The 14,302-nt window shown below is 56.3% G+C and carries 5 protein-coding genes, 1 tRNA gene and 4 rRNA genes; 3 read left to right on the top strand and 7 right to left on the bottom strand.

The features are described 5' to 3' along the window. Positions 1–77: 77 nt before the first annotated feature. From OF385_RS02800 to OF385_RS02790, 3 genes are all read right to left on the bottom strand, one after another. Positions 78–1,028 (bottom strand): DUF808 domain-containing protein, encoded by a 951-nt coding sequence (locus OF385_RS02800; RefSeq protein ID WP_264276877.1) that lies wholly within the window; start codon positions 1,026–1,028, stop codon positions 78–80. 201 nt (positions 1,029–1,229) lie between these two features. Beyond that, positions 1,230–1,306, bottom strand: a tRNA-Thr gene (locus OF385_RS02795). 172 nt (positions 1,307–1,478) lie between these two features. After that, on the bottom strand, positions 1,479–2,345 hold the full coding sequence (locus OF385_RS02790) for a DsbA family protein (RefSeq protein ID WP_264276876.1): 867 nt from the start codon (positions 2,343–2,345) through the stop codon (positions 1,479–1,481). Positions 2,346–2,747: 402 nt separating this feature from the next. Between OF385_RS02790 and OF385_RS02785 the strand changes: the two genes are divergently transcribed. The 3 genes from OF385_RS02785 (at position 2,748) to OF385_RS02775 (ending at position 6,164) form a co-directional block, all read left to right on the top strand. Further along, positions 2,748–4,211: an alpha,alpha-trehalose-phosphate synthase (UDP-forming) gene (locus OF385_RS02785; protein ID WP_264276875.1), complete on the top strand. Its 1,464-nt coding sequence runs from the start codon at positions 2,748–2,750 to the stop codon at positions 4,209–4,211. Further along, positions 4,195–5,031: a trehalose-phosphatase gene (otsB, locus tag OF385_RS02780; protein ID WP_264276874.1), complete on the top strand. Its 837-nt coding sequence runs from the start codon at positions 4,195–4,197 to the stop codon at positions 5,029–5,031. The genes OF385_RS02785 and otsB overlap by 17 nt, the downstream gene beginning before the upstream one ends. Before the next feature lie 65 nt (positions 5,032–5,096). Continuing rightward, positions 5,097–6,164: an ABC transporter ATP-binding protein gene (locus tag OF385_RS02775; protein WP_264276873.1), complete on the top strand. Its 1,068-nt coding sequence runs from the start codon at positions 5,097–5,099 to the stop codon at positions 6,162–6,164. A 117-nt stretch (positions 6,165–6,281) separates the two neighbouring features. Here OF385_RS02775 and rrf (OF385_RS02770) read toward each other — a convergent pair. The 4 genes from rrf (OF385_RS02770) to OF385_RS02755 all read right to left on the bottom strand — a co-directional run bounded on the left by rrf (OF385_RS02770) (position 6,282) and on the right by OF385_RS02755 (position 13,208). Further along, positions 6,282–6,398, bottom strand: a 5S ribosomal RNA gene (rrf, locus tag OF385_RS02770). 1,286 nt (positions 6,399–7,684) lie between these two features. Beyond that, positions 7,685–7,801 (bottom strand): 5S ribosomal RNA (rrf, locus tag OF385_RS02765). Between the two features lie 174 nt (positions 7,802–7,975). Continuing rightward, positions 7,976–11,107: ribosomal RNA gene (locus OF385_RS02760) — 23S ribosomal RNA — on the bottom strand. A 575-nt stretch (positions 11,108–11,682) separates the two neighbouring features. Next, positions 11,683–13,208, bottom strand: a 16S ribosomal RNA gene (locus OF385_RS02755). Together the 16S, 23S and 5S rRNA genes form the textbook arrangement of a ribosomal RNA operon. Positions 13,209–14,302 lie beyond the last annotated feature (1,094 nt).

Genomic DNA, 14,302 nt, shown 5'->3' with positions numbered 1-14,302 from the left:
GTTTGGCTGGACGCAGATGACCGGGCCCGGGACGGCAACTTATCCATTGTACGCGGGGGCCGCCCGGATCCTTGCTCCTAGTGGGCTGGCTCGGCCTTGCCCTTGTTCCGCAGCTTCTGGAGCGAAAGGACGATCACCGTGATGATGGCGCCCATGATGAATCCGGCCACGCAGGAGAAGGCGGTATTAACGCACCAGCCCAATACCGCGCCGGCTGAACCGGTGGCGTGATGCACCAGCTCTTCGATGTGGTGCACGAATCCGTACGGGGCGTGCCAGCCAAGTTCGTCCATTCCGACGAGCAGCAGGTGGCCGCCGACCCACAGCATGGCGACCACGCCGACTTTGCTGAGCACCGACATGATGATCGGCATGGCCTTGACCAGACCGCGTCCGATTTTCTGCGAGAGCTTGCGCGGCTTGGCGGCCATGTGCAGGCCAATGTCATCCATCTTGACGATCAGCGCCACCGCGCCGTAAACCGCCACGGTCATCATTACGGCGACAACGATCAGGATCAGGGCGCGGGTGATGAACGGCTCGTGTGCGACTTCGTTCAGCGAGATCACCAGGATCTCCGCCGAGAGCACCAGGTCGGTACGCACCGCCGAGTTGATGATGGACTTCTCGTCGCGCTCTTTGCCTTCTCCGCCAGGGCCATGATGCTTGATCCAGCCGAAGGCTTCGAGCAGTTTTTCCGCTCCTTCGAAAACCAGGTAAGCGCCGCCGATCATCAGGATCGGGGTCAGCGCCCACGGCGCGAAGTAAGAGAGCAGCAGGGCGACGGGAAGGATGAAGATCAGCTTGTTGCGGATCGACCCCAATGCGATCTTCCAGATGATCGGGAGTTCGCGCTTAGGAGAGATGCCTTCCACGTATTGTGGTGTTACCGCGGCATCGTCGACGACCACACCCATGGCCTTGGTACTGGCCTTGGCCGCGCCAAGGGCCACGTCGTCAAGTGACGCTGCAGTGACCTTCACCAGCGCAGCTACGTCGTCCAATAGTGCTACAAGGCCTCCGGCCATGGTCGGCTCCTCAAGGTGGTGGTGAACGTCCGGACTTTTCTGCCGTGGCTCAAGGGATATGGTCTTGCTAGAAATTCTACCGGGATTGCGAATATCCGGTTCATAGGCACGACATCGATGCAGTGTTGTTGCCGGCGGAAATGAAAGAAACCGCGTCATGGACAAGCATGAACACGGTTCTCATCTGGATTGGCTCCAGAGTGGAGCCCCCTACCGGATTCGAACCGGTGACCTTCAGTTTACAAGACAGACGCTCTGGCCAGCTGAGCTAAGGGGGCGTACCGAATAAGAATATCGGAAAACCACGCGAGTCTGCGAATCGGCAGGCCTCGCGGTGCAACGCAAAGGGGAGGAAAACCACGGATGGTTTTCCTCCCCTTTGACGTAGGTGCGAGATCACTATGGAATACTACCGGATCTCGCCCGGTTGTCTAGAGCCGGGCCCTGGACTTACTTGTTGGCCTTGATGGCTTCCTCGACCTTGGTCGGGAAGTCTTCGGTGCCCAGAGCGAATTCCTTGCCCTGGATGAAGATCGAAGGGGTTCCCTTCACTCCGTCGTACTGGCCAGCGGTGGTCGTGTACTGGACGAATGGACGGAACTTGTCGCCGCCGATGCAGTCGCCGACCGATTCGCTGGCGCCGTTATCGACAGCCATCTGGGCCAGTTCGGCATTCTTCATTTCGCCCTCTGGGTAGTGGCCCCACAGTGCCTTGACGAACTTCATGTAGGCAGCTGGGCTCTCATCGGCAACGCACGCCAGGGCATTGGCGCCACGCGAGGAGAAGTTGGTTGGCGAGCCGCCGTCCAGGTACCCGACGTTGCGGTATTCAACGTTGATGTCACCGTCGGCCAGCCACTTTTCGATCTGGTCGCCATAGGTGGCTTCGAAATCCGCGCAGTGCACGCAGTTCGCATCCACGTACATGGTGATGTTGATTGGCTCGCCCTTCTTGGCGACAGTCAGGTCACGTGGTTTGGCACTTTCCAGCTGCTCCGTGGGAGCGGTCAGCGTGGTGACATCCACCTTGTCTGTGGTCTTCTCGGCGACCGTGTCCGCGGAAGTGACAACGATACCTCCAGCAGCGGTCGCACCCTGAGGCGTGGCACCGCTATCTTCAATCTTCGCGTTGTTGTTTCGAACGATCAGTGTCACGACCAGAGCGATGACAACAACAACGGCAACTAGAACGCCGAGCTTCACGAAAAGCGACTTGCGCTTCTGGGCGGCCTCTTGGCTGGCTCGCAGCTGGGCTGCTTTTTCGCGAGCGCTCGCGTTACGCTGCGCCTTGGTCGGGCGCGGGTTATTCGTAGACATAAATTTGGTGGTTCCTCAGTCAGCAGAGAACAGGCATCTGGGTCAAGCTTAGCCAATTCCTTGCGCAAATATCCCGGAAAACCCCAGAATGCCCACCCTTCACAGGACACACATATCTCGTGCATACAGCCCCCAAAGCGCCAATCAGCAACGTAGTTGAGCATTCAACCAAGTCATGAGGCAAAGAACTCCGAAGTTCCCGGCATGCACCTGTGCCTAAGCAGTGAGGGTGCGACACCTCACATGACTTGGGGAAAAATTCAGTATGATTTCAATAGGAACGACTTTTTTCATAGCCGTTCGCCCAGTGCGAGAGAAAAAATCAAATACGCAGTCATTCACTCAGAACCGACGAATCCGCACCCCGCCGGTGCACAGTTTGATCAAGCCAGGAGGTTTAAAGTGGGTACCCCAGCACCAAGCCAGAACACCGAGGAAACTTACGATTTGGTGGTCGTAGCCAACAGGCTGCCCGTTGACCGGATTACCCATCCCGACGGGTCGCAAGGTTTCCGGCGCTCCCCTGGAGGCCTGGTGACAGCGCTTGCTCCGATCATGGCAGCTTCGGACGGCGCTTGGGTTGGCTGGCATGGTGGCATCGACGAAGAACTGGAGAGCTTCGACAAAGATGACATCCATATGGTGCCCGTGCCACTGAGCGAAGATGACCTGGAGCTGTACTACGAGGGCTTTTCGAACTCCACACTATGGCCGCTTTATCACGATGTGATCGTTCCCCCTGAATACCACCGCACGTGGTGGGACCGTTATAAGAAGATCAATCAGCGTTTTGCCGATGCCGTACTGAAAATCGCGGCCCCCGATGCCACGGTGTGGGTCCACGATTACCAACTGCAGCTGGTACCCCAGATGATCCGCCTGGCACGACCGGATCTGAAAATCGGTTTCTTCCTGCATATCCCGTTCCCTGCAGCCAGCCTCTTCTCCCAGCTGCCATGGCGCAAGCAGATCCTCCAAGGGCTGGCCGGCGCGGACCTCGTTGGGTTCCAGCGCGAAACCGATGCCTCCAATTTCCTGCGGTGCCTGCGCCGCTTCACCGAATACTCCACCAAGGGCGATGTTGCCACTCCCCCGGCAGGCAACCAGATGCAGAACCTCTGCCGGGCTAGTGCCCACCCGATTTCGATTGATACCGAGCAGATCGCCAAGCTCGCGCGCGACCCGCAAATCATCGCCCGCGCCGGACAAATCCGCAACGAATTGGGCAATCCGAAAACTGTCATCCTGGGCGTGGACCGCCTGGACTACACCAAGGGCATTCGCCACCGACTCAAGGCCTATGGCGAATTGCTTGCCGACGAACAGCTGCGTGCCGGCGATGTCTGCCTGATCCAGGTAGCCAGCCCGAGCCGCGAGAACGTTGACACCTACATGGAACTGCGCGACCAGGTGGAACTGATGGTCGGGCAAATCACCGGCCAGCATGACACCCTGAGCCACACCACGTTGCGCTACCTGCATCAGTCCTATCCGCTGCGCGAAATGATCGCGCTGTACCTGGCTGCCGACGTCTTGCTGGTAACTGCGCTGCGCGACGGCATGAACCTGGTCGCCAAGGAGTTCGTTGCAGCCCACCAGGATGGCCGGGGCGTATTGGTGCTCTCCGAGTACACCGGCGCGGCCGACCAGCTGACCCAAGCCGTATTGGTCAACCCGCACGATATCGACGGCATGAAAGACAAGATCATCCAGGCCGTGAATATGAGCGAAACGGAACAGGATAAGCGCATGCGTCGAATGAACCGGCACCTGAAGGTCAATACCGTGGCCCGCTGGTCGGAAGTGTTCCTCGCCGAGCTTGCCGAAATCAGCGCCGCTTCCTCGGCAGATGCCATCGCTCGATAACCGGTTCCACGATTCCTACACACCCGACGGGATAAGCACCTTGCCTGAGCTCGACCCGGAACTGCAAGCCGCCCTGGGCAGCTTTGCAGCCCATCAGAAGATCCTTGTGGCCCTGGACTTTGACGGGACCATGTCGCCCATCGTCGATCGCCCCGAAGATGCCCGGCCACTGCCGGAATCAGCGGAGCTTTTCGTACAGCTCCAGCAGCTGCCTGGCGTTTTTGCCGCACTCGTCTCCGGGCGCAACCTGGCCTCACTGGCTCAGGTCTATCCCGAGCCAATGCCGGAATTCTGCATCGGCTCGCACGGCGCCGAGCGCCGGGTCCCAGAACCCTTCCAGGCTTCGTGGATTGACAAGCCGCTGAGCGCGGAGCAGAAGAACTTGCTGGCCCAGGTCACCGCGGAGCTAGCCGCGGTCGCTGACCGCCACGCCGAGGTGTCCTTGGAGTACAAGCCATCGGCGACTGTGCTGCACGTGCGTCGCGCGTCTCCCCAGGCCGCTGCAGCGGCGCTGCACGAAGCTAAAACCGCTCTGCAACCTGTGGCGGGGGTCAAGTTGCTGGAAGGAAAAGCGGTCCTTGAAGCCTCGGTCCATCAGGGCGACAAGGGCGAGAGCCTTTTCTGGCTCAAGGAATTGTTACAAGTCGACGCGGTGCTTTTCATCGGCGATGATGTCACCGACGAAAACGGCTTCAAGGTCCTGGATGCTACGGATCTTGGTGTGAAGGTAGGCTCCGGGCCCACGGCAGCTAGGCATCATATAGCGTCTCCGCAAGACTTGCCAGAGCTTTTGCAAAACCTGATTTCCATGCGACACTAAAGTGTCCTATTTCACTTTCACTATGGATCGTCGGGCACGTACCTGCCCGTGAAAGGATTGTCATCATGGCAACTGTGACCTTTGATAAGGCCACCCGTATCTACCCAGGCGCTCTCGTGCCCTCAGTGGATGCAATCGACCTGGAAATTCAAGACGGAGAATTCCTCGTGCTTGTGGGACCGTCAGGTTGTGGCAAGTCCACCACCTTGCGCATGCTCGCAGGTTTGGAGGAGGTCGATTCCGGTCGCATCCTCATCGGCGACAAGGACGTGACCAACGTTCCGCCAAAGGACCGCGACATCGCAATGGTTTTCCAGAACTACGCACTGTACCCTCACATGACCGTGGCCGAGAACATGGGCTTCGCATTGAAGATTGCAGGTGTTGACAAGGAAGAACGAAACCGTCGCGTTCAGGAAGCAGCCAAGCTTCTGGATCTGGAGCAATACCTGAACCGCAAGCCAAAGGCGCTATCCGGCGGTCAGCGTCAGCGTGTGGCCATGGGCCGCGCAATCGTTCGCTCCCCTCAGGTCTTCTTGATGGATGAGCCGCTGTCCAACCTAGATGCGAAGCTGCGTGTGCAGACTCGCACCCAGATCGCGTCGCTAACTCGTCGTCTCGGCGTGACCACCGTGTACGTGACTCACGACCAGGTTGAAGCACTGACTATGGGCGATCGAGTAGCAGTGCTCAAGGATGGCGAACTGCAACAGGTTGGCACCCCCCGTGAACTCTACGACCGCCCGCGCAACGTATTCGTTGCCGGCTTCATCGGCTCCCCCGCCATGAACTTGGTCAAGCTGGAATCCGCGCATGGACAGGTAGCCTTCGGGTCGACCCTGATTCAGGCTCCTGGCGCACAGGGTGGAACCACGCTGGGCTTCCGTCCGGAAGATATCGAGATTGCAGGCGCTGGCGAAGGCGTCGAGATCGTCGTCGATGTCGTCGAAGAGCTTGGCGCTGATGCCTACATCTATGGCTCCGCCGAACTAGCCGGCGAAACCCAGATGATCGTGGTTCGAGTTGATGGCCGGACGCCACCAGCTCGTGGCCAGAAGCTGAACATTGCACCTCGCTTGCAGCACGTTCACCTGTTTGATACAGAGAGCGGTCTGCGTCTAGACGAAGCCTAGGAACGATCAACCTGAGGGGCAGGAATACTATTATTTCCTGCCCCTCAGGTTTGGCTTTAACTTCTGCGTTAAACATCGAAGGCCCCGAACTTGAGTTCGGGGCCTTCGGCAAATTATGCCCGGCGATGACCTACTCTCCCACACCCTCCCGAGTGCAGTACCATCGGCGCTGTGGGTCTTAGCTTCCGGGTTCGGTATGGGACCGGGCGTTTCCCCCACGCTATGATCGCCGTAACTCTGTACCTCATGGCTAACCATGGGAAAACTACGGTGTCATTCGCAATTGCGACAACTCCATAACTATATCAGGCGTGCCGTTCGCGTGCCAATCCAGAGGGCGGTGCAGAGGGTGTCCTTCGCCATACCGCCAGAACCATCCAGCTCCAGATAGTTTCGCCATGCTAGGTGGCTTCTGCACCGCCATCGCAGTAAATCGTCTGACCTGTCGAGTAGGCGCCTCTTCACTCGCAGGCCACAGAAGCAGCTTCGCGATGAGAGATGCCTCCGAGTGCCAATTCATTGGCATTGGTGCGTTGGACTCCACCCTGGCTCGGCCTCCCTCCTTGGCCAGCATTGAGCGGGTCATATGGGTAATGACGTTGTCAGGTGTCAGGTGTCACTGCATTCAACAGAATGCCGGCACCAGACCATCGTGGCGAGATGCACTCACGACAATCCCAAAGGCTCTAGGCCCGCTTGGTGGATGGGTAGTTGAGTTAGCTTTTTGCGTGGACGCGCAGCCTGCAGCCGGATGCCGGGAGCAAAAGCGGCCGGCTCGTCACCGCCTAGCATTGCATCCACGAGCTCTGGAGAGCTCTGTTGTCTTGACGCCAGCGAGGAAACAACAACCGCTCCCAGAGCATTAACCTAGGCCAGTGCTGGGGCAAGTCCCTCCAGGACCTGAGTCACGCCGAAATAGTTGGCGGCAACTCTCAAGGTCCTGGGAGCCAACATGCGACCGCACCGATTACTGCGTCAATACCAGTGCCCTGCGCCTTCTCTAAGGTCTTCCTGGCAGCATCACTGCGTCCCTCGGGCGTGGACAAATCCGCAACGACGTCCGATTCGTGCAGATCTACTCCAATGACGCGGTTGCCTCGAGACGCAATCACCTCAGCAGTCACCGCACCAATACCGGAGGCAGCTCCGGTCACACGTAGGTCCGCATATGCATTGCTCTCTCCCTGGACCGTTCACGGTAGTCGCCCATTCAGACTTGCAGTCAGAACGCGAATGTGCCGCACTTCCTGAGTCTGGCGATTCGCGAAACGGTACCTAACAACATTGGCTTAGGCAAGGACTGCGCAGCACCGAAACCATATTCAGGTAATGCTGATACCGCGGGTTTTTGTTGTGGCGGCCGGCGGGCACGCGCCCCATAAACACGACAAGGGAGCCAGGCCACCAGCCCCAACACCAACACCAAGCCGGCAACCAGCCCGCCACCAAACTACTGGTTAAACAGGTGAGGCCCTGACACACACCGTGTGTCAGGGCCTCAAACCATCATCTCAAGTTAAGTCCGGCGGTGACCTACTCTCCCACACCCTCACGAGTGCAGTACCATCGGCGCAATGGGCCTTAGCTTCCGGGTTCGGTATGGGACCGGGCGTTTCCCCCACGCTATGACCGCCGTAACAATCACGAAGCACACAAACCAACTCATGGTGAACGTGTATTCGGTGCTACCAGCAAGACCACCAAGGGTCCTGCCTCAAACCTCATGTTTTCCGGTAAGAGGTTGTTGTCTCGTAACCGCATAGTGAACGCGAACAGCAATAATAATTGCTAGTAAAATATTGTTTTATTGTGTGTTGAAAGTCATCGGCCTATTAGTACAGGTCAGCTACACAAGTCTTCAGTCCTTGCTTCCACATCCTGCCTATCAACCCAGTGGTCTAGCTGGGGGCCTCACACACACAAGGTGCATGGAAATCTCATCTCGAAGCAGGCTTCCCGCTTAGATGCTTTCAGCGGTTATCCCTTCCCAACGTAGCTAATCAGCGATGCACTTGGCAGTACAACTGACACACCAGAGGTTAGTCCGTCCCGGTCCTCTCGTACTAAGGACAGCCCTTCTCAAATTTCCAACGCGCGCAGCGGATAGGGACCGAACTGTCTCACGACGTTCTAAACCCAGCTCGCGTACCGCTTTAATGGGCGAACAGCCCAACCCTTGGGACCTACTCCAGCCCCAGGATGCGACGAGCCGACATCGAGGTGCCAAACCATGCCGTCGATATGGACTCTTGGGCAAGATCAGCCTGTTATCCCCGAGGTACCTTTTATCCGTTGAGCGACGGCCCTTCCACGAGGTGCCGCCGGATCACTAGTCCCGACTTTCGTCCCTGCTCGAGCTGTCACTCTCACAGTCAAGCTCCCTTGTGCACTTACACTCGACACCTGATTGCCAACCAGGCTGAGGGAACCTTTGGGCGCCTCCGTTACATTTTAGGAGGCAACCGCCCCAGTTAAACTACCCATCAGGCACTGTCCCTGAACCAGATCATGGTCCGAAGTTAGGTGACCGGTACAGCCAGAGTGGTATTTCAACGATGACTCCACCTGAACTAGCGTCCAAGCTTCACAGTCTCCCACCTATCCTACACAAGCTGCACCGAACACCAATACCAAACTATAGTAAAGGTCTCGGGGTCTTTCCGTCCTGCTGCGCGTAACGAGCATCTTTACTCGTACTGCAATTTCGCCGAGTTCATGGTTGAGACAGCGGGGAAGTCGTTACTCCATTCGTGCAGGTCGGAACTTACCCGACAAGGAATTTCGCTACCTTAGGATGGTTATAGTTACCACCGCCGTTTACTGGGGCTTAAATTCTCAGCTTCGCCACAAGGGCTAACCAGTCCTCTTAACCTTCCAGCACCGGGCAGGAGTCAGTCCGTATACATCGTCTTGCGACTTCGCACGGACCTGTGTTTTTAGTAAACAGTCGCTTCCCCCTGGTCTCTGCGGCCCACACCCGCTCAAAGAAGCAAGTTCTCATCACGAGGCAGGCCCCCCTTCTTCCGAAGTTACGGGGGCATTTTGCCGAGTTCCTTAACCATGATTCTCTCGATCGCCTTAGTATTCTCTACCTGATCACCTGTGTCGGTTTGGGGTACGGGCGGACTGGGACCTCGCGCCGATGCTTTTCTAGGCAGCATAGGATCACCGAATCACCCGCCAAAGCGGGCGCCTATCAGGTCTCAGAACATATGAGCGGCGGATTTGCCAACCACTCTTCCTACACCCTTGGACCAGGTCAATTCCATTGCCTGGCTCGGCTACCTTCCTGCGTCACACCTGTTAATACGCTGACCTCACTGCATCGGTTCCCACCACACCACCAGCAACCATTCCCGAAGGAACACATCACCGGATCCGTCATGGTTAGCATCCACAGCTCAGTATGGGCGGTCCTTCGCCGGTACGGGAATATCAACCCGTTATCCATCGACTACGCCTGTCGGCCTCGCCTTAGGCCCCGACTAACCCAGGGCAGATTAGCTTAACCCTGGAACCCTTGATCATTCGGCGGACGGGTTTCCCACCCGTCATTCGCTACTCATGCCTGCATTCTCACTCGTATAGCGTCCACCGCTGGTTTCCACCGCGACTTCACCCGCTATACGACGCTCCCCTACCCATCCAAACACCCAATCGAAACCGGGCAAAAATTTGAATGACGCAACTTCGGCGGTGTGCTTGAGCCCCGCTACATTATCGGCGCGGAATCACTTGACCAGTGAGCTATTACGCACTCTTTCAAGGGTGGCTGCTTCTAAGCCAACCTCCTGGTTGTCACAGCAACTCCACATCCTTTCCCACTTAGCACACGCTTAGGGGCCTTAGTTGGCGTTCTGGGCTGTTTCCCTCTCGACTATGAAGCTTATCCCCCACAGTCTCACTGCTACGCTCTCACTTACCGGCATTCGGAGTTTGGCTAAGGTCAGTAACCTTGTAGGGCCCATCGCCTATCCAGTAGCTCTACCTCCAGCAAGAAACACGTAACGCTGCACCTAAATGCATTTCGGGGAGAACCAGCTATCACGAAGTTTGATTGGCCTTTCACCCCTACCCACAGCTCATCCCCTCCATTTTCAACTGAAGTGGGTTCGGTCCTCCACACGCTCTTACACGCGCTTCAACCTGGCCATGGGTAGATCACTTCGCTTCGGGTCTAGACCGTGCCACTCAAACGCCCTATTCAGACTCGCTTTCGCTACGGCTACCCCACACGGGTTAACCTCGCGACACAGCACTAACTCGCAGGCTCATTCTTCAAAAGGCACGCCATCACCCAGGAACAAGTCCCAGGCCCTGACGGATTGTAAGCGCACGGTTTCAGGTACTATTTCACTCCCCTCCCGGGGTACTTTTCACCATTCCCTCACGGTACTGATTCACTATCGGTCATCAAGTAGTATTCAGGCTTACCAGGTGGTCCTGGCAGATTCACACAAGGTTTCACGGGCCCCGTGCTACTCGGGTATCAACACTAGAACGGCAGACACGCATTACACCTACGGGACTATCACCCTCTATGGTCCGGCATTCCAACCGATTCACCTATACGCCTGCACCTCATCCCGCCAGCAAGATAGCACTGGCACATGTCAACCCCACAACCCCGATGATGCAACGCCTATCCGCTATCACACACCAACCGGTTTAGCCCCATCCGCGTTCGCTCGCCACTACTAACGGAATCACTATTGTTTTCTCTTCCTGCGGGTACTGAGATGTTTCACTTCCCCGCGTTCCCTCCACACAGCCTATACATTCAGCTGCAGGTCACACCACATAACATGGTGCGGGGTTCCCCCATTCGGAAATCCTGGCCTCAACGTCCGGTTATCGACTCCACCAGGCTTATCGCAGATTCCCACGTCCTTCATCGGCTCTTGATGCCAAGGCATCCACCGTGCGCCCTTAAAAACTTCAACACAACATCAAAGTCTCAAAAGTATGAGCAATAAAACAATCTAACAAAATCACGCAGACAAGACTCAAACACCAGGCAACCCCAGGAAAAGGGCCACCCGACTCATCTCATCCGCAAGATGCTCGCGTTCACTATACAGTTCCCAAACAACAACCCCGCACCCCCGCAACCACACCACCGGCAAAGGCAGCACGACCACGGCAAACACAGGACAAACACCGAAACACCAAGAACCCCACACCACAACAACAACCCCCACAAAAAAGGGGCCATCACCGCGGCCTGGAGGCTTGTTGCCTCAAAACCCAACAGCATGCCAAACCATACAAACCACACAACACCACCACCGCTTTTCCAACACCACAACAACCCCGAAAGATCATCATGCTGCGTACTCACCAGCAACAACACCATGCAGCCACAGCCAGTACCCCACACACACCACACAACCCCACAAAGGATCGAACAGCATGCATGCCTTCCAGTACTGAGTCCATTGATATTCCACCCATGAGCAACCCACCCGCACCACACTCGGGCACAGACATGGGCAACCAAAAATGGTTAGCTCCTTAGAAAGGAGGTGATCCAGCCGCACCTTCCGGTACGGCTACCTTGTTACGACTTAGTCCCAATCGCCAGTCCCACCTTCGACGACTCCCCCCACACAAGGTGGTTAGGCCATCGGCTTCGGGTGTTACCAACTTTCGTGACTTGACGGGCGGTGTGTACAAGGCCCGGGAACGTATTCACCGCAGCGTTGCTGATCTGCGATTACTAGCGACTCCGACTTCATGGGGTCGAGTTGCAGACCCCAATCCGAACTGAGACCGGCTTTTAGGGATTAGCTCCACCTCACAGTATCGCAACCCATTGTACCGGCCATTGTAGCATGCGTGAAGCCCAAGACATAAGGGGCATGATGATTTGACGTCATCCCCACCTTCCTCCGAGTTGACCCCGGCAGTCTCCCATGAGTCCCCACCACTACGTGCTGGCAACATGGAACGAGGGTTGCGCTCGTTGCGGGACTTAACCCAACATCTCACGACACGAGCTGACGACAACCATGCACCACCTGTGAACCAGCCCCGAAGGGAAACCCCATCTCTGGAGCGGTCTGGCACATGTCAAGCCTTGGTAAGGTTCTTCGCGTTGCATCGAATTAATCCGCATGCTCCGCCGCTTGTGCGGGCCCCCGTCAATTCCTTTGAGTTTTAGCCTTGCGGCCGTACTCCCCAGGCGGGGCACTTAATGCGTTAGCTACGGCGCGGAAAACGTGGAATGTCCCCCACACCTAGTGCCCAACGTTTACGGCATGGACTACCAGGGTATCTAATCCTGTTCGCTCCCCATGCTTTCGCTCCTCAGCGTCAGTAAATGCCCAGAGACCTGCCTTCGCCATCGGTGTTCCTCCTGATATCTGCGCATTTCACCGCTACACCAGGAATTCCAGTCTCCCCTACATCACTCTAGTCTGCCCGTACCCACCGCAGATCCGAGGTTGAGCCTCGGACTTTCACGGCAGACGCGACAAACCGCCTACGAGCTCTTTACGCCCAATAAATCCGGATAACGCTTGCGCCCTACGTATTACCGCGGCTGCTGGCACGTAGTTAGCCGGCGCTTCTTCTGCAGGTACCGTCACTTTCGCTTCTTCCCTACTGAAAGAGGTTTACAACCCGAAGGCCGTCATCCCTCACGCGGCGTCGCTGCATCAGGCTTCCGCCCATTGTGCAATATTCCCCACTGCTGCCTCCCGTAGGAGTCTGGGCCGTGTCTCAGTCCCAGTGTGGCCGGTCACCCTCTCAGGCCGGCTACCCGTCGTCGCCTTGGTGAGCCATTACCTCACCAACAAGCTGATAGGCCGCGAGTCCATCCCCCACCGATAAATCTTTCAACAACCCACCATGCAGTAGGAAGTCATATCCGGTATTAGACCCAGTTTCCCGGGCTTATCCCAGAGTCAGGGGCAGGTTACTCACGTGTTACTCACCCGTTCGCCACTAATCCACCCTGCAAGCAGGGCTTCATCGTTCGACTTGCATGTGTTAAGCACGCCGCCAGCGTTCATCCTGAGCCAGGATCAAACTCTCCATAAAAAACAAAAAGCCACCGAAACCCCTCGGAAAATAAGGGAGAATCAATGAAAAAAATCCTGGCGAATAAAAAACACTCAAGAACACTGCACGGGGGTGCAATGCCTCAAGCAAATGTTATGTATTCACCAAATAAAATAATTCGGTATCAACAAACTTGGCACACTATTGAGTTCTCAAACAACAAACACTTACCGGTTCTCCATTGCCCAGCAATTCAGGCAATGATTTCGTCCAGCGTTATTTTTCAGATATTTATTTCGCTCAAGAATTCTTGAGCTATTCTGAGTGATTGTCACCGGATTTCGTGTCAGCTTCAAGCTGACCTCGTTGCGGCGACAGATAAAAACTATACACAGGTTTTCGGAGAGTTACAAATCAGATTGATACTTTTGGAGGTGACTGTGGTTACATCCATAAATCTCGGCTTCGGAGTGCGTTTGGAAGCTCTCGCTTGTCCACGATTCGCGTTATTACCAACAGGCTGCAATCCGCATGATCGGTTCTGCCTCTTCGGTACCCAACTGATGCCCACCCACCGGACTTCCACGGTCTGACTACTCTGGGGCCTTCGTTTGAGGCATTCTAGCTGGATTGCCTCGGCCTATCCCTTGGAGATTTTGAGCTCTGCATGCCTACATATGCCTGCTATGCGTTGCTCCATGAAGCTGTTTCACTCCTTGATAGTCCGAACAGCATGTTGCGCCATTCCCGTTGAGACAAACCTTGCTGAGGAATCGTGCCGTCCTCTTGGGTGTCCGCCAAAGTATGTGTCGATACAGGACCGACACATCGGTTAGGAACTTAGCACGGACAAAAGTGGGATCTTCTCACCCTCCAGAATACGAAACCTCCACAAAGTCGCTATTTGAAATGACATGCTTGAGCGTCCGCCAGACAAATCCCTGCATCGTTATGACCATGCATCGCAGCCTGTAGTTCAATGCTTCGTGCCCGAATGGGATTCACATGGTCAAATATCGATTCCCTGCTCTCTTGTCTAGGCCATCCGGGGACCCTGCCGCGTTCGAATACGATCCGCTCGTGTCCGCCCTCTGAAACACCACGCCCGTTTGTGGTGGTTCTGGCATTCATTC

It is taken from the genome of Glutamicibacter sp. JL.03c, assembly GCF_025854375.1.
Taxonomy (GTDB): Bacteria; Actinomycetota; Actinomycetes; order Actinomycetales; family Micrococcaceae; genus Glutamicibacter.
Note: the sequence above shows the minus strand (reverse complement) of the source record. Positions and strands in the feature narration are given on the sequence as shown.

Bases quoted from the DNA above. Each gene is read 5' to 3' on its own strand.
- OF385_RS02800 (WP_264276877.1), bottom strand. From the start codon at position 1,028: ATGGCCGGAGGCCTTGTAGCACTATTGGACGACGTAGCTGCGCTGGTG.
- OF385_RS02790 (WP_264276876.1), bottom strand. From the start codon at position 2,345: ATGTCTACGAATAACCCGCGCCCGACCAAGGCGCAGCGTAACGCGAGC.
- otsB (WP_264276874.1), top strand. From the start codon at position 4,195: ATGCCATCGCTCGATAACCGGTTCCACGATTCCTACACACCCGACGGG.
- OF385_RS02775 (WP_264276873.1), top strand. From the start codon at position 5,097: ATGGCAACTGTGACCTTTGATAAGGCCACCCGTATCTACCCAGGCGCT.